A 19,357-nucleotide genomic window follows, 5' to 3' on the forward strand; every position below is an offset into this window, starting at 1 on the left:
CATCCATGTCTTTGTGAGGGATCGGGATGTGGCGGCGGCCCTGAATTTCCATGATCAGAACCGGCCAGTCAGGCTGAGGCGGACCGTGCGACCCGGAGCGGGATTGAGCGCGCGCGTCAGCGGATCGGCATAATATTTGTCGGTGAGGTTGGTGCCGACGAGTTCGGCGGAAAACCGCTCGTTCAACCGAAACTGCACATAGGCATCGAGGGTCAGCGTCTCGCCCCAGGCATATGGAACGTTGAGCGCATAGCCGTCGATCGGGTCGTCGCCGCCAACCAGTTCGGCCAAAAGCGGATTGTCATATTTGCTGTACCAGGTGAGCCTGCCACCGACTTCAAGCCGCCGTTGAAGGAAACGCCCACCGACGGTCCAATTGACAGTGTCTTCCGGAGTTGCCTGGGTGAGCAGATAGCCGCCGAAAAAGCCATATTTGACGCAATCCGGTACCCGGCCCGATCCGCTGTCCATCTGGACGGCGACGCTTTCGTCGCAGACCTTGTTGGTGGTCATGTGGCCCGCCTCGATCTCGGTGAAGAACGTGCCATTGTCGTAACGGGCTTGAAGCTCGAAACCGGCGATGACCTGCTTGTCGATGTTGTTGAACATCAGCCGGGTGGTGCGTTCGATCACGTTGTGCGTGGTGTTGCGATACCAGGTGAACTTGATGTCGGCAGCCTGATCGGCGCCATGTAAGCCGAAGAGGTCTCGAAGATCCTGGACGTAAGCTGCTTCCCAAGAGTAGAGATGTTCCGGCTTCAAATCTTCGAGCGGGTTGAAGGACGCCGAAAAGCCGAGCGTGCTCTCGAACATGCTGGGGAAGCGATAGGCTTCGGCATATCGCAGATAGGCTCGGCTGCTGCCGCTAAGATAGACGGTGGCCGACGCCATCGGCGCCCAGCCATGGCCTGACTTGCGCTTGGATTCGCTGGGAGTGAAGGCCTGCTGATTGGCGAGCGCCTGACAAAAGCCATTATAATTGGCAAGACTATCGACGAAGCCATTGGCGCAGAGATTATCGGCGCGATGGTAGTTGCCGTTGGCATCCGCTTCCCAGGGCGACGTGTGATCGACCGTGAAAGGATAGGGGTTGGCGGCATAGGCCTGGGCTTCGCTCGCCGCGAGCATGTCCGCGAGTTCAGATGGAAAGCCGAACCCTTCCCAGACCGCTTTCCGATAGGCCGTATAGGCGTCTACACTGGTTTCTTCCGTCTGGTAGGTAATCGCATAGCTGGTGGGAACATAGGCCGTGAACTGGTCGGCATTGCCCGCAGCGATCTGTTCGCGCAGAAAATCGTCTACCGCCCAATAGCCGGAATAAGTGAACCCCGCGTTGAACTTGAGGAAGCTCGCTGGGCGCCATTCGGCCTTGAGGTCAATCCGATATTCCTCACGCCGCCCTGCACGCGGGTATTGCCGCCAGCCGTCGAAGACGCCGTTCCATTCGTCCATCGACCGCAATTTTTCATGTTGCCAATTGCCCTCCAGCAGCAAGTCGAGATGCGAAGACAGTTTCATCTGGTTGCTGGCAGAAAATCCGATCCGGTTGTTCTGCGAATTGGCGATCGCCGTGTTGCGCAGGATGGGATCGTCATAGGTGGCGTAATTCGGAAAACCGCCGGCGCTGTAGGTGTGGCTGGCCGTGCGGGTCACCCAGAGATTCGCCTTCAGGTCGATCCACCGGCTTTCCGGCTGCCATTTATATTCCGCATTATAGGCCTGGGCATGGATGCGGCTCAGCGGCCACTGGATCGCTCCGAAATCGTCGGCGGAAAGGATGCGCGAAGGCATGATCTCGCCATAGTTGGACTTGCTGTCGCGGAAGCCGAACTGGAGATACTGGTCATCGGCAATGTGCCAAGTGCCCTTGAATAACCAGGATCTGGTTTCAGACGAGGTATTCGGTACCTCGTTGCCGGGCTCATAGCTGAGCGCCATGCGCTGCATGTAGGTCGCGGCGGATTGCTCAAGGTCGTCCTGCGAATAATAGCCCGCGCCATTTTTCCCCGAGAAATAGTTGCCGCGCTTGCGCCAGGCGTAGGCGCCAAACAAGTCTATGTCGCCGATACGGCCGGCGACTGCCAAGCGCGCCGCCTTGTCGCCCATGGAAAAGAAGTCGTTGTCGTCCGCCGTGCGCAGATTTACGCGCAGCGAAGGGTCATTATAGGGCGAGGTCGGATAGCCCGCTGTTCCGGGAGAGCCGGGAAAGCCCTCCACGTCGCGATAATCCTGCCCCGTCAACAACGTCGGCAGGCGCGGCGAGGTGGAATTATTGCCACCCTCCAGCTTCAGTTCGAAACCGAATGTCTGGTCCGGTTGCAATATGTCGTCGGCATCGAGCGTGTTGATGACGACCGCGCCGCCGGTCGATCCGTTGACATCGCGCGTCGAGACCGGTCCTTTTAGTACCTGAACGCCAGCGATCAGGCTGGGATCGATATAGCTGCGGTTACTCGCGCCATTATAGCCGCGCCAGACCGTCAGCGCCTGTTCGGTCCCGTCGATGATGACCGGCACGCGCCCCGGCCCCTGCGTGCCGCGAATGCTAGGATCGATCGCGCCACTATTGCGCGCGTCCCCGCTGAAGACATTGACCATGCCCTTCAGCACGTCGGCGGGATTGGTGCCCTTATAGCGCTCGACTTCCTCCTTGCCCATGTAGGTGGAGGAAAGGTCCTGATCGTAGACGGCGTCCTTTTGTCGTTGGTCACGCTCCGCGCCGGTTTCACCGGCCGGCATGGCGCTGCCCTCCACGCGCAGGGAACCCAGCGCGATCGTATCGGACGCTGTCGGGTCCGCTGACGCGATGGATGCGGAGCGCAGCGACACGATGTTGCCGTCGATCCGCGCCACAAGGCCGGTGGAGGCAAGCAGGCGGTCCAGTGCCTGCGACGCGCTCATCGTACCTTTGACGCCCCGAGAGGAAAGCCCCCGGACCTGATCGGCGTCCATGCTGACTTGGAGACCAGATTGCCGGCCAAAATCTGCCAGTGCGTCCGCGACCGATTGCGGCGCGATGTCGAACGAGCGCACTTCTTCAGCAACGGTTACCTGCGCCCGTACAGCCATTGAGATACTCAAGCCACCAATGGCGACCGAAGCGAGCAGCGCCCGCACCCAGAGTTGACGCCTCCCAAACTCCCGGAAAATACCCCCCGAATTCACTTGACCAATTCCTTCCGTCACAGTTCGATGACTGACCATATTCGCTAATGCGAGTCAGTCGCATAAACTTAACGTTGGAACGCCGATGAATTCCGGAAAAATCTGAAGAACAGAGCAAAAAGTGATGTCGCGCCTAGCGGACAGTCACGATCCGCAGCCACGGCGAGACATGGGAAACCGAAACCTTATGCGCTCGCGCCAGTGCCTTCAGCGCAAGATCGGGATCGCGCAGATCATAGATCCCGCTCACGTGCCGGTCACTCAGTCCCGGGCCTCTGGCGATGATATAGCCTTTGTACCAGGGACGGATACGATCGATCACGTCGCCAACTGGCAGATCATTGACGATAGCGATCCCATCGCGCCAACTCGCCACGCGGTCGGGACGGACAGTGCCCCGTGTAACCACGGTTCCATCCGTCGACACTGACTGGCCCGCCACCAGTTCCACGCGATCCGATCGCATCCCGTCCGACGCAGTCACGGCGACACGACCGCGCTGAACGGCAACATCCGTACCGCTGCCCGTTTTGCGCACCGAGAAGGCCGTGCCGAGAACGGTGACGGTGTTGTCTCCGGCTATGACCTTGAATGGATGTGCTTCGTCGTGCGTGACGTCAAACCAGGCTTCGCCGCGAAGCAGTTTCAACCTGCGGCCCGCGGCATCGTTGGAAAAGGCAATTGCCGTGGCCGGCGCCAGTTGCACCCTGCTCCCATCGTCAAGCGTCACCTGACGGAGTTCTCCGGCCCCGGTGGTCGCATCAGATTGAAGCTGAAGCGCGACATAGGGCACTGCAATCCAGACAAAGCAGGCGGCCACGGCAAGCGAGGCGAGCGCACGCACGGGACGGATGGTCCGGAACCAGGCAGGTTTGCTCGATCCCTCGGGCAGGTCGGTCATGTTCTGAGGCAGAGGGCCCGCAAGCACTATCATGTCGGAGACCCTCGCAGTTTCCTCCCAGGCGGCGAGGTGAGCCGGACTGGTCGCGAGCCAATCCATGAATTCCGCGCGCAGTGTATCGTCTTCCGGGGCATCCTCAAGTTGCACCAGCCACGCGGAGGCTTGGCGGCTGAGATCGCCGCGCTGGCTATGATTCTTGTCAGGCCTCGTTTTCATCCCCGCTTCCGCATACCGTTCTGCACTGTCCCACTGACGAATGTTCTGAATGGTTTCATGCATTGAACGAACGGGACGCCAAGCATTCCGGAAAATTCAGCAGAAGGTCAATCACGGCGCCGCAGAGCCTTCTTGCAATGTTCTACGCCATCCATCACCAGTTCCTGCGCCAAGCTTTTCGAGATGCCGAGTTCAGCGGCGATCTCCACCAGTTTCATCTCCTCGAAACGGTGCATTTCGAAAGCTCGCCGGGTCCGAACGGGCAGTTGCGCCATGGCCTTGTGAAGCAGCGCCAGTTCGTCCTTCGCTTCCAAATGCTTCTGCTGAGAGGGTTCATCGCTCGCTACCAATGCGGCGGCGATGGTCGCATCTGATGCGAAGACCTGATTTTCGCGCGCCCGGCGCCTGTGCCGATCCAAAACAAGGTTATGGACGATGCGGAAAAGATAGCCTTTGGGTTCGTCAAGCACGCGCGCACTGGCCGCTGCACGGAAACGCAGCCAGGCTTCCTGCACCACATCCTCAGCCTCGGTCGAATCCCCCGTAAGTCTTGCCGCGTAACGGAGAAGCTCCGCCTGAGCGGCGACGAAGACCTGGAGGGAATCCATCTTGGACACCCGCACCGGCTCCCCTTGTTTATCAATGACAACCAGCGAGATGCGTAGCACTTCACTTATTGCGAACCAATCGCAAAAATTCTCGCAAGCTCATGATCCGACGATGTCCAGTGCCATGCACGCCACAACGGAAGGAAGGGCGCTTGGTCATTTTCGCATGGAATGCGTTCAGATTTCCTCGGTCTGACGCGCGCTCAGATAAGTGCCCAGCAAGTCGCCCGGATCGAGATCAAGTGCTCTTGCCACCGCTACGAACTCGACCACATCCACTCGGCGCTCCCCCAACTCATATTTGGCAACAAAGGATTGGTGGCGTCCCAGCCGTGTCGCCAATTCGGTTTGCGTCAGCCTGGCGTTCTTGCGGGCATCGATCAGGATTTCCCGAAGTTTCTGTTGTTGTGGTGTGCGAAGTGAACTGGGCATCGGGTCCGGCAAGTTGAAGGGGCCGGAATTTCCTTTGATCCCAAATTCGGATTATCCCATAACGGGATTAGAAGGGCCTGTGTCCAATATCGGAATGCCAGAAATGGTCGAAATCGAACCTGCGGTCGCTGATCTCGCTCCTACGGCAGATCAACTCACACCGTATGATGAGGCAAGGCTGCGCTTGTATCTGCGGCTCCTCGACGCCGAAGCCGAAGGTGCGGACTGGCGGGAAGTTGCTCGAATTGTGCTGAAGCGCGATCCCGCCCGAGAACCGGGGCGGAGCCGCCTGTGTTGGTCCACCCATTTGAGCCGTGCCCGGTGGATCGCTGGGAGGTGCTTCGGCGAAGCAATCAGCCCTGGAACAAGAAAATCGAGAAGAAAATAGTTGTCATCGCTGATCGCGATAATGGGCCTTGCTTCATTCTGATCCGAAGAAATGTAAGCAGTGAAAAAGCCATTGGCCTAATAGGCGATGACAACATTGCGTCATGCGCCGACTTCAAGGCAATAGCACGCTTTTAGTCCGCTTCGGTACATCTCCGTAGTCTGCGGAAGCGATGCAATTTGGGACGCCGGTATCGGCTCTCACAACCCACTCCCTCTTGCAAATGAGAATGATTCTTATTAGCGAGTCGTTTGCGAGGTGCGCGACGGTCGAACGTGACACGGCGTCGGTCGGATTTTTATGAAAGCTGAAGGGGTCAGATGAGGGATTGTCTATTTTGGAGTGCGGCCATCATGGCGATGGCCACGGCGCAAACGGCCTGGGCCGATGATGCGGATGGTGCCGCCGCCGAACGCCGCAGCGACATCATCGTGACCGGGATTGCCCAACGGGTGGACGCTGCCGCCACCGGCCTGCCACTCACGCTGCGCGAAACACCGCAATCGGTCACGATCATCGACCGCGAGCGGATCGACGATTTCGCGCTCACCAACGTCAATGACCTGCTTGACCAGGTGGTCGGCATCAACGTCGAGCGGACCGAGACCGATCGCACCGAATATGACAGCCGTGGCTTCGACATCACCAATTTCCAGGTGGACGGCATCGGCCTGCCGCTGCGCTGGGGCATCCAGTTTGGCGATCTCGATACCGCGCTGTTCGAGACGGTGGAGGCGGTGCGCGGCGCCAATGCCATCATGACCGGGGTGGGCAATCCCTCGGCGACGATCAACTATGCCCGCAAGCGGCCGACGAAGGATCTCCAAATCTCGGCATCGACGATGCTCGGAAGCTGGGATCACAAACGCTTCGAGGCGGACGTCTCGGGGCCGCTCAATGCCACAGGTACGGTGTCAGCGCGGCTGATCTACGCGCATGACGATCATGACAGCTATCTCGACAACTATCACGTCAATCGCAACGTCTATGGCGCGATCGTCGTGTGGGACATCACGCCGCAGCTGACCGCTACGACGGGCTACACCCGGCAGGAGAATGACGCCGACGGTGTGCTTTGGGGCGCCTTGCCTCTCCTCTATTCCAATGGCGAACGGGTCGCATATCCTTCGTCCGCGTCGACGGCGGCACCCTGGACCTATTGGAACGTCCACGACCAAAGCGCCTATGGCGAACTCGCTTATGCCGCCGAAGGCGGATGGAATGCCAAGGCGCGCTTCACCTATAACCGGCGCGATTCGGTCGCCAACTTGCTCTACGCCTATGGCTACCCCGATGAGGCAACGGGGCTGGGCGTAAGCGGCGTGACCGGCATCTACACCTCGCCGTCCAATCAATATCTCTACGACGCCTATGCCTCCGGCCCGGTGACGCTGTTCGGTCGGCGTCACCAACTGGCGTTCGGCCTGTCGACCGCGAAAATGGACAGCCGGGAATATGAAGACTTCTCGAGTACGGTTCTCGATTATCCCGCTGTCAGCGACTGGGCGTTCAATGGCGTCGATCTCGCCCGGCCGTCATATCCCGGCGCTTATCGTGCAGAGAATGTGACCGACCGGCTGACGCGGGCCTATGGCGCCATGCACCTCAACCTGGCCGACCGTCTCAAGGCCGTGGTCGGTGCGAGCGCAATGTGGCTGAAGACGACCGGGGATTCCTATTTCGTCGATCAGTACCGCAAGGACAGCAAGGTCAGCCCTTATGCCGGGCTGGTGTTCGATGTAACGGGCAATGTCTCGCTCTACGCAAGCTACACCGACATCTTCAATCCGCAGAAGGAAGCGGACGCCACCGGTCGTCGCCTCGCGCCCGCCAAGGGTACCAGCATCGAAAGCGGCATCAAGAGCGAATGGTTCGACAAGAAGCTCTACGTCAGTGCGGCGCTGTTCAAGGCAAAACAGGACGGGCTTGCCGATGCCATCGGCGTGTTCGGCGATGCCACCTGCGGCAGTACCGGGCCGATCGGCGATGCCTGCTATGCCGGCGTCGATACGACCTCGGAAGGCTTCGAGATTGAGGTGACGGGCCGCGTGACCGAAAATTGGTCGATCAGCGGCGGCTATACCGGGCTCAGGGTCAAGGATCAGGACGGCAATCCCACCCGTACTTTCGTGCCGCGCCGGTCACTGAAACTCGCAACCACTTATGAAATTCCTGAATTGCGCGATCTCAAGCTTGGCGCGCAGTTTCGCTGGCAGAGCAAGACCAGCATCGTCGATGCGGGTGTCGTCGATTACGGCATCGTCACCGACCCGGTCACCATCACCCAGAGCAGCTATGCCGTGCTCGATCTGATGGCCGGTATCCGTCTGGTCGATCACCTGCGCGCCAGCGTCAATGTGCGCAACGTCACCGGCTCCAAATATCTCGGTAGCCTCAAATGGGGGCAGGCCTTCTACGCCGCCCCGCGCAGCGTGCTGGCGACGCTCAGCTTCAGCTATTGATCAGATCCGGGGGGAAACGAATGCACTACCGGCTGCTGTCCAGCGCCATCTGCCTGGCTTCGCTTCTTCCAGCATCCGCCGCCTTTGCCGACACGGATGCGGGTGCGGATGCGGACAATCCCGGCACCATTGTCGTGACCGGGCAGCCTTTCGTCGAAGGCGAGATCAGCAAGTCTGACGTGCCGCTGATCGAGACTCCGCAGGCCATCTCGGTGGTCTCGGCCGACACGATCCGTGATCAGGGGATCGTCGATCTCAACGATGCCCTGCGTTCGGTCGCGGGCGTCTCGCGCAGCTCGACTTACGGCTATTATGACGCCTACACGATCCGTGGTTACGACACCGCCTATGACAGCCTTTATCTCGACGGACTGATCACTCACAGTGCGGCGGGCACCAATTACGAGCTTTCGGGGCTGGAACGGGTCGAGGTACTCAAGGGCCCCGCGTCCTCGCTCTACGGTGCGGCCCCGATTGGAGGCGTGGTCAACCTTGTCAGCAAGCGGCCGCAGGAGGACAGCTTCCTACGCGCCCAGTTGGCAACGGGCTCCTATAACCTGATCGAGGGCAGTATCGACGCCAATGCGCCGCTCGATAGCAGCGGCACCTTGCTGTTCCGGCTTAATGCGCTGTTTCGCGATTCTGACGATTTCGTCAAATATTCGGGCAAGAACCGGATCTTCGTCGCGCCTGCGCTGACCTGGGTTATGGGATCGGATACGCACCTGACGCTGCTCGGGCGCTGGCAACGCGACCACGACAATCCATGGAGTCCACTTCCCGCCGAAGGCACCGTGCTGCCCAACGCCAACGGTCCGATCCCCTATGCCTTCGCCATTGGATTTCCTGGCGACCAGAAGGCCATTGCCAATCAGGATCGCTGGTCTGTCGGCTATCTGTTCGACCACAAGTTCACCGACTGGCTGAGCTTCAACCAGACGCTGCGCTATACCCACGCCAAGACCTACTGGAACAACTGGATGTTCGCCGATGGCTATGTCGACAGCGACTATGCGGGCGGCGTGCAGCAGGGCCATGTCTTCGGCTACGACACCTATGGCCCCTTCTACGAGACAGACAAGCATTTCGGGGTGGACAACCGGCTGACGGCGAAGGTCTCTACAGGCTCCTTCAGCCACAATGTACTGGCGGGTATCGATTACCGCAGCGCGGATACCAGCTATCATGAGGATGGCGGCGAATATACCTTCGTCAACACGCTGGACTATCTCGATCCCGACTACACGGTTCGCCTGATCCATGATCCGGCTCAGGCCTATACCGGCGGCGGCAAGTCGCATCAGACCGGTGTCTACGTGCAGGACCATATCGGCTATGCCGACAAGATATTCCTGACGCTCGGCGGCCGGTGGGACTGGCTGCACAACGAAGGCGGCACGGTGACCGCGTTCAGCCCACGTGTCGGCCTGAACTACATGCTCTCGCCAAGGGCGTCGCTCTATGCGAGTTGGTCGCGCTCCTTCGCACCGCAGTTCGATTATATCACCAGCTATGACGGCACGCCCCTGCCCAATGGCGAGGGCCGCAATCTCGAAGCGGGCGTCAAGCTCGGCAGCCCCGGCGGCAAGCTGAGCGCGTCGGCGGCGGTGTTCCAGCTTACCCGCACCAATGTGGCGACGGGCGACGCGCTCCATCCCAGTTTCTACGTCGTTACCGGTGAGCAGCGCAGTCGGGGCTTCGAGATCGAAGGGGCATGGCGCCCGGCGGCGGGATGGGACATCTCCCTCGCCTACACCTATATCGATGCCAAGGTGACGAAGGACAATGACATCCCGGTCGGCACTCGCTTGGGTAATGTGCCGCGCAACAATCTTTATGTTCGCGGCGGCTATGAAGTGCAGGAAGGGCCGCTGGCGGGACTCGGCGCCAGCCTTGCCGTGCTGTGGAACAGCCGCAAGGTCGCCGACACATCCTATGTCTATGACGCGAACGGGGATGGCATCAATGACGCCGGCTTCACGCTGCCAAGCTATGTGCTCGTCGATGGAGGGCTGAGTTACCGGACCGGCGACTGGCGCTTCGCGCTCAATGTCAACAATCTGCTGAACAAGCATTATTTCCCCGACGCGAGCTACTACACCCGTGTCAACATCGGCGAGCCACGCAACTGGCGGTTCTCCGTGTCGCGCGACTTCTGAGTGCGGAGACGAAGCATATGGCGCTTTCGCAAACCGGCATCAGGCGGTGGTATCTGGTCCATAAGTGGACGAGCCTCGTCTCCACCCTGTTCCTGCTGATGTTCTGCATCACCGGATTGCCGCTGATCTTCTATCACGAGATCGACGAACTGACGCGCGCGCCAGTCCTTGCGGAGACTGTGGCGGCAGGGCAGGCGAATCTGGATACCATCGCGGCGCGTGCGGTCGCGGGCGAACCGGGCTGGAAGACGCTCTACCTGTCGTGGGACGATGAAAAGCCGCTGATCTATGCGACGATCGCGCCCACATATGACGCGACCGATAAGGCGATGAAGTTCCTGCTGTTCGACGCGCGGACGGGCGACAAGGTGGATGCGCCGCCGCTCGACGAAGGCGTCATGCACTTCCTGCTGGAACTGCACGCCGAACTGTTACTGGGGCTTCCCGGGCAGCTCTTCCTTGGCCTGGTCGGAATCGTGTTTGTCGTCGCGCTGGTGTCGGGCGTCGTCGTCTATGCGCCGTTCATGCGCAAGCTCGCCTTCGGAACCGTGCGCAAACACCGCACCAAACGGATCAAGTGGCTCGACACGCACAACATGATCGGCATCGTGACGCTGGGCTGGGTGAGCGTGGTAGGGCTGACCGGGGTCATCATTACCATGAGCACGCCGATCACGATGATCTGGCAGCGCGATCAGCTCGCCGAGATGTCCGCGCCCTACAAGGACGCGAAGCCGCCCGAAAAGCTGGCCTCGGTCGACAAGGCGGTGGCGACTGTGCGCGCCGCCGTTCCCGATGCCAAGGTGAGCTTCATCGCCTGGCCGGGCACGGAGTTCAGCACGAAGCATCACTATATGGTGGCGCTGGCTGGCGACACGCCGCTGACCGAGCGCCTGATCAATCCCGCCATGGTCGATGCGGAGACCGGAAAGCTCGTCGCCGTCGAGCAGATGCCCTGGTATGTGAAGACGCTCTTTCTCTCGTCGCCGCTTCATTTCGGGGACTATGGCGGGCTGCCGCTCAAGATCATCTGGGCGCTGCTCGACATCGCCACGATCGTCGTGCTCGTGACCGGCCTCTATCTCTGGCTCGGCAAACGACGCGTCCCGATAGAGAAGCGCATCGCGGAACTACGCTCCGGCGGTACGCTGGAGCCGGCGGAATGAAAGTGCAAGCGAATCGACCACGCGGCGCGTGGCGGATATTCCGCTGGCCGCTGGTCCTGGCGCTCGTCAGCATCATCGGGCTTACCGCTGCCCTTATTGGCGACGGGTGGCTTGATTTGGTGTCATGGCTAGCCTTGGGGGTGACGCTAGTGGTGATGGTGGCTGCGTGGTGGGGACGACCGCGCCGACTTTAGCAGGCCGCAAGATTGCTCACCAAGCCACTGGCAGTCATCCAACTGCAAGCGATAACCGATTTATGGATCGTTGAGCAGCAATGAGCGCGGGTCCGGGTTTGCTTCCAGTTTGCCGCGATGCGCGTGGTGATTCGCAGATACACCGCACCGCCTTCCTGTCGACAGCCATCGTGGAGCGGTCGCCATGGCATCTTCGGCTTGCGCACGATACCTATGCATCAAGCCGGGCGGCGAGATCGGCCGGGGTCGGCTTGTAGTAGATTTGAAGCATCGAGAGAGACTTGTGCCCCGTGATCGCCGCCAACTCGAGCACGTTGGACAGCTTCGGGGCCATTGTCGTGGCGGCCTCTCGCCGGCTGTCGTGAAAGTGGATGTGGGACAGGCCAGCCTCGCGCTTTGCATCGCGAAACAGCTTGTCGAAGTGCCCCGTCTGCACAGGGACGATCGGTGCCGCCGGCTCCGGCTCCTTCACGATTCGCAGCAGCGTCATCGCGGCCTTGGACAACGGCACGTCGCGTTCGTCACCGTTCTTTGTCATGTCGAGGTGCGCATGTCGGGCGTCGAAGTCGATGTCCGACCATCGCAGCGAGAGGATTTCGCCCTTCCGCATCGCGGTTTCGAGCGCGAGGTAGAACGCAAAGGCTACCCATTGCGCCGATGTGGTAGGCTCCGACGTTTCATTCCAACCAAGCTGCGTGATGATGGCCTTGCGATCTGCTATCGTGACCCGCTGTGTGCGCGGCCGTGGCTTGCGCGGTTTGGTGATCAGGGCGCAAGGATTGCAGGTCAGGCCCACGCGCCATTCCTTCATGGCATGAGTGAACATGCTTGAGATCAAGCAGAGTTCGCGGTTCACGGTCGAGGCGGACACCTTGCACAGCCGCTTGTCGCGCCACTCGGCCATGTCAGGACCGGTGATTGCGGTGATCGGCCGGTCGAACAGGCGGCTTCGGCGGATGAGCATCTTGATGCGAATCTCTTCCCAGCGCCCACCTCTTTTTCCGGGCGACACTTCCTTGGCATAGCGCGTAAACACATCCTTGGCCGCTTTTCCGGCGATGGGTGCGATCGGTTCCTGAACGATGTTCTCGACACCGTTGCCCGCGAGGATCTTCGCTTCGGTCGCGATTGCCCAGGCTTCGGCTTCGGCCTTTGTGTCGAAGGTGGCAGACATAGTCCCGCCCTTGCGGCGAACCTGAACGCGCCACGATTTCTTTCGCTTCTGAATGGTCGCCATTGTGCCAAATCCTGCTATTTTTGTGCCACGCTACCGAATGGGTGCGGTTCGCCTGACTCGGCATAGGCCGCTTGGCACAAATGGCACAAGGGGCGGTCAAAACAGGTCATTCTGAGTAAAAATTTCTCAGAACAAATATATTGAAAACAATAGGTTATAGGGAAATCTGGGCGCGGAACGGCATCTCGACCGCACCATTCAATCTTCATGGGAACGGGAGCTTCGCCTTCGGGCGATGTGAGGGCGCGCATGGAGCGTTGAGCCGGTCGGCCGGATCGGCAACCCAATCCAGCGCCAGATGGCGCCGCATGATATGGCGGAGGGGATCGGCTTAGGCCTGGTTCACAACCGGCCTGCGGTTCTCGACATCATAGCCCCATGGCTGGATCAGCGCCCGAATTCCCGCCCCTCCTGAACAGCCTGCCTTGGGGTAGGCAGCGCACGGGGCATTTCAGCCGAGAAATATGCTATAGCTCAATGCAAGGACGCGACGAGAGCGGCCGCCGAGGAGAGAGCGTTATGCGAGAGGTCAAGTCCTTCTGCCGGTTCTGCATGCCGTTTTGCGGCACGCGCGTGACGCTCGACGACGAGGATCATGTCGTCCAGGTGCGTGGCGACCGGGATGACCTGATGACCACGGGCTATGCCTGCATCAAGGGTCTGGAGGCTTCCGCCGCCTATTACGCGCCCGATCGCGTGCTGCGACCGCTCAAGCGGCAACCGGATGGCTCGTTCGCGCCGATCGCCTGGGAAACCGCGCTGGACGAGATTGCCGCGACGATCCGGGCAACCGTAGCGCAATATGGCGGGGAATCCATCGGTGGCTTCCGGGGCACGGGCGCCTTTCTCAACGCATCCGCGACCAGCATGTTGCCCGCATTTCTGACGGCGATCGGATCGCACAAGCATTTCACCACCTATACGATCGATCAATCCGCCAAATCGGTAACGGCGGGGCGGATGGGCTTTTGGAACGCGCCGCGCCATCCGCTGCGCGACAGCGACGTACGCATGATGTTCGGCGCCAACCCGCTCGTGTCGCTGACCAACAGCTATTTCGACATGACCAATCCGACCAAGCGGATGAAAGAGGCGCGCGCGCGCGGCATGAAACTGATCGTGATCGATCCGCGCCGGACCGAGACGGCGGCGTTCGCCGATATATTCCTCCAGCCCTATCCCGGCGAAGATCCGACGATCGCGGCAGGATTGATCCGCATCATCCTGCACGAAGGCTGGGAAGACGCGGCCTTCTGCCGGGATCATGTCGCGGATCTCGAAATCCTGCGGACGGCCGTGGACCCGTTCACCCCCGATTATGTGGCCACGCGCGCAGGAATCGATCCTGCCGATCTGCGCGCGGCGGCGCGGCTGTTCGCGGTCGAATGCCAGCGTGGCGGAGCCTATGCCGGCACAGGGCCGAGCATGGCGCCGCATTCCAACCTGTCCGATCATCTGATCGAGGCGCTGAATGTGATCTGCGGGCGGTATCAGCGGGAGGGCGAGCGCGTCGTGAACCCCGGCGTGCTCCGCGCGCGCGGCGATCCGCGCGCCCAGGTAATCCCTGCCGGGCGCAGCTGGGAGCAGGGCTTCAAGAGCCGGGTGGGTGGCTATGGAATGCTCGGAGACGAGATGATGGGCGGCATCATGGCCGACGAGATCCTGGCGCCTGGCGCCGATCAGGTCCGGTGCTTCATCAGCCACGGCTCCAATCTGGTGAATGTCATTCCTGATCAGCAAAAAATGCTCCGCGCGATCGAGACGCTCGATCTGCTCGTCAACATCGAGCCTTTCATGAATGAGACTTCAAGACTGGCCCATTACATCCTGCCGCCAAAAATGGGGTATGAGCGCGAGGATCTGACGATGTTCCTCTATGAGAGCCTGTATGCCGAACCCTATGCTCGTTACACGCCCGCGATCGCGGCGCCACCGGCGGGTTCGGACCTGATCGACGAGTGGGAGATTTATTGGGGGCTGGCCAAGCGGCTGGGGCTCGATCTCGTCTATGACGGCGTGCCACTCGACATGGCCACCAAGCCTACAACCGACAGGCTGCTCGCTATCGTCGCGCGCCATGCGCCCGTCCCCTTCGCGCAGCTCAAGGCGGATGAAATGGGCGGCATTTACGAAGGCACGCCGCAATATGTCGGGCCAGCATCGGACGGGCATAGCGGCCGCTTTACGGTGGCGCCGGATGACATCGTCGCCGAACTTCGCCAGATTCTCGACGAACGGGACAGTCATGGCGCCTATCACAGCCATGGCGCCATCTTCAGCCACAGATTGACATCGCGCCGCATCCGCGACGTGCAGAATTCCGCGCACCGCAACATCCCGGCGATACGCAAGCGGATGCCATACAACTTCGCTTATCTGAACCCCGCCGATCTCGCCGCGATGGACCTCGTCAATGGCGACCGGATCGAAATCAGTTCGGACGCGGGCATGATCCCTGCCGCGGTCGAGGCGGACGCCGGGGTAAAGCCGGGCGTCATACAGATGACGCACGGTTGGGGCGGGCTTCCCGGCGACACCAGCTATGATCGCGACGGCGCCAATACCGGATTGTTGATCAGCACGGATCGCAATCTCGAACCGATCAATGCAATGCCGCGCATGTCCGCCGTTCCCGTCAACATCCGGCCGGTTCGGGCGCGGGTGGCGGAAGAGACCGATCATGCAGGGGGCAGCTGAAGCGTCTCGCTCCTCTGGAATAGCGAATAATAGTATATTGCGAATCATTTGCATATTGAGGTAGGTGCCCGCCGATTGTCACATTGGAGACATTCGAAGGGGGCATCGTGGTTCGTTCTGTTATTCCGGCTTTTCGGTTCGCTTTGCTGACGGCAAGTTTTCTTTCAGCGCCGGCTTTCGCGCAGGAGAGCGCGGAGAATCGCAACGAAAGCGGGTCTGGAGACGGCACCATCATCGTTTATGGCAGCGGAACGGACAGGAATGCCGCTGCTACCGGGCTTGACCTGACCCCGCGTGAAACGCCGCAGTCGCTCACGATCATCACGCGCGAGCAGATTGACGACCAGGCGGCATCGACCGTTGCCGATGTGCTGGAATATACCACCGGCCTATCCGTCAAGCGCGTCGACCGGGGCCGCAACCTGCTGTCGGCCCGTGGCTTCGACATTACCAATTTTCAGCTCGACGGTTTGCCCTTCGCCACAGGGAATATCGGGCTGGAGGAAAGCAGCACGGTGATCTACGATCGCATCGAAGTCATTCGCGGGTCGGTCGGCCTGCTGCAGGGCGCGGGTGAGCCATCGGCCTCCATCAACATGGTGCGCCGACAGGCTGACGCACGCGAATTGACAGGTACCGTGACGCTTGAAGCGGCATCGTGGGACCATTTCTCGGCAACGGCGGATGTCAGCACACCGCTGACCGGCGACGGATCGGTGCGCGTCCGTTTCGCGGCTGAAGTGTACCAGCAGGATGCCTTCGTAGACCTGGAAAGCAGCAAGGGTTTCACTCTGTACGGCGTGATCGGCGCGGATCTGGGGCCGAACACGCGGCTGCGCGCGGGGGCGAGTTACCAGAAGGATGAGCGCAACGGCGTGATGTGGGCGCAACTGCCCTATTGGTATGCCGATGGCACGGTCGCAAAATGGTCCCGCTCGAAGACCACGGGCGCGGATTGGAACGCCTGGGACACGGCCGAAACCTCTGCCTTCCTGACGATCGAACAGGATCTGGCGACCGGCTGGTCGTTGAAGGGCGATGTCTCCTATTTCCAGCAGACCGAAGATTCCAAACTTATCTGGCTATGGGGCAGCCCGGATCAGGCCACAGGCATCGGCATGAATGTCTGGCCCTACTGGTATCTCACCAAGCCCAAGCAGTGGAACCTCAACCTCCAGCTGAAAGGCCATTACAGCCTGTTCGGTCGCCAGCATGAACTGGTTGTGGGCGCGATGTATAATCACCTGAAGACGGGCTGGACCAACCGTGATCCAGATCCCGCCACAGTCGCGCCGGTCGGCGATTTCAACGCATGGGACGGCAGCTATCCTGAGCCGACATGGGGACCGCGCTTCCGGATGAGTGGCATCGGCACGACAAAGCAGACTGCCCTCTACGGCGTGACGCGGTTCCAGCTGTTGGACCCGGTAAAGCTGATTATCGGCGGCCGACTCAGCACCTGGGTGCGAGACGAGGAAGAAGCGCTCTACACGGCCGAGCCATACCGCCTGAAGAAAAAGAATGTGTTCACGCCCTATGCCGGGGTGATTGTGGACCTGAACGATTTCCTGTCCGCTTATGCGAGCTACACCAGCATCTTCAATCCGCAGACCGCACGCGACCGCAACGGACGCTATCTCGATCCGCTGGAAGGCGCCAACTACGAGGCGGGACTGAAGGCGGACCTGATAAACGGTCGGCTGCGCCTGTCGGGAGCTGTGTTCCGCATCGAGCAGGATAATTTCGCCGTTCCCGACATCGGCTATTTCGTGCCGGGCACCACGGATGTGGCGTCCAAGCCCGCGATGGGCACGGTGTCGAAGGGCTATGAATTCGAAATGCAAGGTGAGGTGCTGCCGGGCTGGGACATCAGCGCGGGCTGGAGCCACTTCAAGGCAACGGACGCGGATGGCAATGACGTACAGGCACATCAGCCGCGCAAGGTGTTCCGCATGGCAACGAAATATGAGCTTGGCGGCGCGTTGCGCGGTTTCAGCCTCGGCGGCTCGGTTCGCTGGGAAAGCCGCCCGCCCCAGACGGCGGAAAATCCTGGCACTGGGGAGACGGAAAAGGTGGGGCAGAAGGCATATTGGCTTGTCAATCTGATGGGCGCCTACGACATCACCGAACAGCTATCGCTCCAGATCAATGTGAACAACGTCTTCGACAAGCGTTACTACAACACGAACAGCTGGTTCGGGGGCTATATTTATGGCGAGCCGCGCAATGTCCGCGCGACTTTGAAGTACGGCTTCTAACCTGCAAGACCGATCCGGGCGGGAGCCTACCTGCCCGGATCGGCTGTTTGGCCATGCATGGTCTTAATGGACTCTGAAGTGGCTATTCCGGCCATCAGCGATGCCGCCGTTCAACGATGCGCCCGCCCTTTCGAGCGCGAGCAGACCTGAGACGCCGCTGTCGAGCGATCCGATGGCGATCGATCCTGATCCGGCTGGCGAATATTGCCGCCACCGATGCCGGTGATGCCTGTAAGCGGTATCCGCCCGTTCCCCACCTTATCCGGGCGCTGGGCCGGACCGCGAAGATGGGCCTGCGCGCTTGACGTCGGAACGCGCCAACCATAGCGTCCGTCCCAAGTTTGTGTGGCAGCCGGAGACCTATCCTCATGGAAGAGATCGCCAATGAGCGTCCTCCCGGATATCGATATTCGCGGCGTGGCACGTTGGCGCTGATCCGGGAGCTTTCCGTGATCGACAACCGCCGTAACGCACTGCTGCTCGTCCTGCAGTGGGTGATAATGATCGCAGCCGGCGCGATCGCGATCCATGTCGATCGGATTCCGGTTTACCTGCTGGCCGGTTTCGTCATCGGATCGCGCATTCAATGCCTGGCGGTGATGATGCACGACGCATGTCACGGAATGCTGTTCAGCAATCGCCGCCTCAACGATCTGATTGGCGACATTTTCGTCGCTTATCCGCTCGGCTTCAGCATCGATCTGTACCGCGCCAACCACATGCACCACCATCGCTACACCAACACCCTGCGTGATCGCGACTATCGCGTCCAGCGGAGGGACCCCGACCAGCATTTTCCGAAAACTGGCGCCGCCATGACCTGGTTGCTGGTCCGCAGTGTGATCGGTCTCAATTTTTATCGCATGGCGCGCGACAGCCGGGTCTGGGCACCCTTCGCCAATTTTCACAATCCGAAACGCTTCGGTTTCGATTTTCGCCTGGCTCTGCGTATCCGCTATGTGGTCTGGGCCGTGCTGTTTTACGGGTTGATCCTGTGGTCGCCCTTTCGCTGGCAAATACTGGGCCTTTTGATGATCCCGCTTTTCATCTGGGCCAATGTCTTCAATCGGATTCGGGCAATGGCCGAACATAATGGCGTCGCCGACGAACGGGAACTCAACGGCACGCGCACCGTCATCCCCACATTCCTCGACCGGTTTCTGATCGCGCCCTTCAACGTGAGCTATCATCTGGAACATCATCTGTTCCCGTCAGTGCCCTGGACCAATCTGCGCCGACTGCACGCCCATTTGATGACCGACCCGGCCTATGCGGCGGACGCGCATGTTACGCGGGGCTATTGGGGCGTGATCAGGGAGTTGATGCCACCATCCGCATCGAACGGGTTGGTCACGCGCTCTGAGGTAAAGCCGTAACATCAGGCGTTCAATGCATGGCCCGGGCTGCCGAATGCGGCAGGATTGTCCGTGGTCGCGAATGGCGATGCGCGACCCTTGCGCGCGAACACCCAGAT

At 60.4% G+C, this 19,357-nt stretch carries 12 protein-coding genes; 7 read left to right on the top strand and 5 right to left on the bottom strand.

Annotation, left to right across the window (positions count from 1 at the left end):
- Nucleotides 1–54 precede the first annotated feature (54 nt).
- From ATN00_RS02160 to ATN00_RS02175, 4 genes are all read right to left on the bottom strand, one after another.
- Complete coding sequence (locus ATN00_RS02160) at nucleotides 55–3,165, bottom strand: TonB-dependent receptor (RefSeq protein ID WP_231746363.1); 3,111 nt, start codon at nucleotides 3,163–3,165, stop codon at nucleotides 55–57.
- A 133-nt stretch (nucleotides 3,166–3,298) separates the two neighbouring features.
- A complete protein-coding gene (locus ATN00_RS02165; RefSeq protein WP_062068293.1) occupies nucleotides 3,299–4,282 on the bottom strand; it encodes a FecR family protein in 984 nt (327 codons plus the stop codon).
- Between the two features lie 107 nt (nucleotides 4,283–4,389).
- Nucleotides 4,390–4,905 (bottom strand): sigma-70 family RNA polymerase sigma factor, encoded by a 516-nt coding sequence (locus ATN00_RS02170; RefSeq protein ID WP_231746364.1) that lies wholly within the window; start codon nucleotides 4,903–4,905, stop codon nucleotides 4,390–4,392.
- A 162-nt stretch (nucleotides 4,906–5,067) separates the two neighbouring features.
- Complete coding sequence (locus ATN00_RS02175) at nucleotides 5,068–5,322, bottom strand: helix-turn-helix domain-containing protein (protein ID WP_062061504.1); 255 nt, start codon at nucleotides 5,320–5,322, stop codon at nucleotides 5,068–5,070.
- A 103-nt stretch (nucleotides 5,323–5,425) separates the two neighbouring features.
- On the opposite strand from ATN00_RS02175, the gene ATN00_RS22735 reads away from it, so the two are divergent.
- From ATN00_RS22735 to ATN00_RS02195, 4 genes are all read left to right on the top strand, one after another.
- Complete coding sequence (locus ATN00_RS22735; RefSeq protein WP_335338081.1) at nucleotides 5,426–5,710, top strand: DNA -binding domain-containing protein; 285 nt, start codon at nucleotides 5,426–5,428, stop codon at nucleotides 5,708–5,710.
- Between the two features lie 353 nt (nucleotides 5,711–6,063).
- Nucleotides 6,064–8,172 carry a TonB-dependent siderophore receptor gene (locus ATN00_RS02185; RefSeq protein WP_231746365.1) on the top strand — a complete coding sequence of 703 codons (2,109 nt, stop codon included), beginning with the start codon at nucleotides 6,064–6,066 and terminating at the stop codon, nucleotides 8,170–8,172.
- 20 nt (nucleotides 8,173–8,192) lie between these two features.
- Nucleotides 8,193–10,331, top strand: a complete 2,139-nt coding sequence (locus tag ATN00_RS02190) for a TonB-dependent siderophore receptor (RefSeq protein WP_062061513.1) — start codon at nucleotides 8,193–8,195, stop codon at nucleotides 10,329–10,331.
- Nucleotides 10,332–10,348: 17 nt separating this feature from the next.
- Nucleotides 10,349–11,497 carry a PepSY-associated TM helix domain-containing protein gene (locus ATN00_RS02195; RefSeq protein ID WP_062061516.1) on the top strand — a complete coding sequence of 383 codons (1,149 nt, stop codon included), beginning with the start codon at nucleotides 10,349–10,351 and terminating at the stop codon, nucleotides 11,495–11,497.
- 405 nt (nucleotides 11,498–11,902) lie between these two features.
- Here the strand turns inward: ATN00_RS02195 and ATN00_RS02205 are convergent, their stop codons facing one another.
- On the bottom strand, nucleotides 11,903–12,865 hold the full coding sequence (locus ATN00_RS02205) for a tyrosine-type recombinase/integrase (RefSeq protein WP_197413648.1): 963 nt from the start codon (nucleotides 12,863–12,865) through the stop codon (nucleotides 11,903–11,905).
- 582 nt (nucleotides 12,866–13,447) lie between these two features.
- Here ATN00_RS02205 and ATN00_RS02210 point away from each other — a divergent pair.
- The 3 genes from ATN00_RS02210 (at nucleotide 13,448) to ATN00_RS02220 (ending at nucleotide 19,259) form a co-directional block, all read left to right on the top strand.
- Nucleotides 13,448–15,625: a molybdopterin-containing oxidoreductase family protein gene (locus tag ATN00_RS02210; protein WP_062061525.1), complete on the top strand. Its 2,178-nt coding sequence runs from the start codon at nucleotides 13,448–13,450 to the stop codon at nucleotides 15,623–15,625.
- Between the two features lie 107 nt (nucleotides 15,626–15,732).
- Entirely contained in the window at nucleotides 15,733–17,883 is a 2,151-nt protein-coding gene (locus ATN00_RS02215) for a TonB-dependent siderophore receptor (RefSeq protein ID WP_197413649.1), read from the top strand.
- A gap of 368 nt (nucleotides 17,884–18,251) precedes the next feature.
- Nucleotides 18,252–19,259, top strand: coding sequence for a fatty acid desaturase family protein (locus tag ATN00_RS02220; protein WP_062061531.1), 1,008 nt, complete (start codon nucleotides 18,252–18,254; stop codon nucleotides 19,257–19,259).
- The last annotated feature ends 98 nt before the right edge of the window (nucleotides 19,260–19,357 follow it).

Origin of the sequence: Sphingobium baderi, from assembly GCF_001456115.1 — a bacterium.
Taxonomy (GTDB): domain Bacteria; phylum Pseudomonadota; class Alphaproteobacteria; order Sphingomonadales; family Sphingomonadaceae; genus Sphingobium; species Sphingobium baderi_A.

What these genes read in the sequence shown, in the direction of transcription:
- ATN00_RS02165 (WP_062068293.1), bottom strand. Translation starts at nt 4,282, where the DNA reads ATGAAAACGAGGCCTGACAAGAATCATAGCCAGCGCGGCGATCTCAGC.
- ATN00_RS02175 (WP_062061504.1), bottom strand. Translation starts at nt 5,322, where the DNA reads ATGCCCAGTTCACTTCGCACACCACAACAACAGAAACTTCGGGAAATC.
- ATN00_RS22735 (WP_335338081.1), top strand. Translation starts at nt 5,426, where the DNA reads ATGGTCGAAATCGAACCTGCGGTCGCTGATCTCGCTCCTACGGCAGAT.
- ATN00_RS02185 (WP_231746365.1), top strand. Translation starts at nt 6,064, where the DNA reads ATGGCGATGGCCACGGCGCAAACGGCCTGGGCCGATGATGCGGATGGT.
- ATN00_RS02190 (WP_062061513.1), top strand. Translation starts at nt 8,193, where the DNA reads ATGCACTACCGGCTGCTGTCCAGCGCCATCTGCCTGGCTTCGCTTCTT.
- ATN00_RS02195 (WP_062061516.1), top strand. Translation starts at nt 10,349, where the DNA reads ATGGCGCTTTCGCAAACCGGCATCAGGCGGTGGTATCTGGTCCATAAG.
- ATN00_RS02205 (WP_197413648.1), bottom strand. Translation starts at nt 12,865, where the DNA reads ATGTCTGCCACCTTCGACACAAAGGCCGAAGCCGAAGCCTGGGCAATC.
- ATN00_RS02210 (WP_062061525.1), top strand. Translation starts at nt 13,448, where the DNA reads ATGCGAGAGGTCAAGTCCTTCTGCCGGTTCTGCATGCCGTTTTGCGGC.
- ATN00_RS02220 (WP_062061531.1), top strand. Translation starts at nt 18,252, where the DNA reads ATGGAAGAGATCGCCAATGAGCGTCCTCCCGGATATCGATATTCGCGG.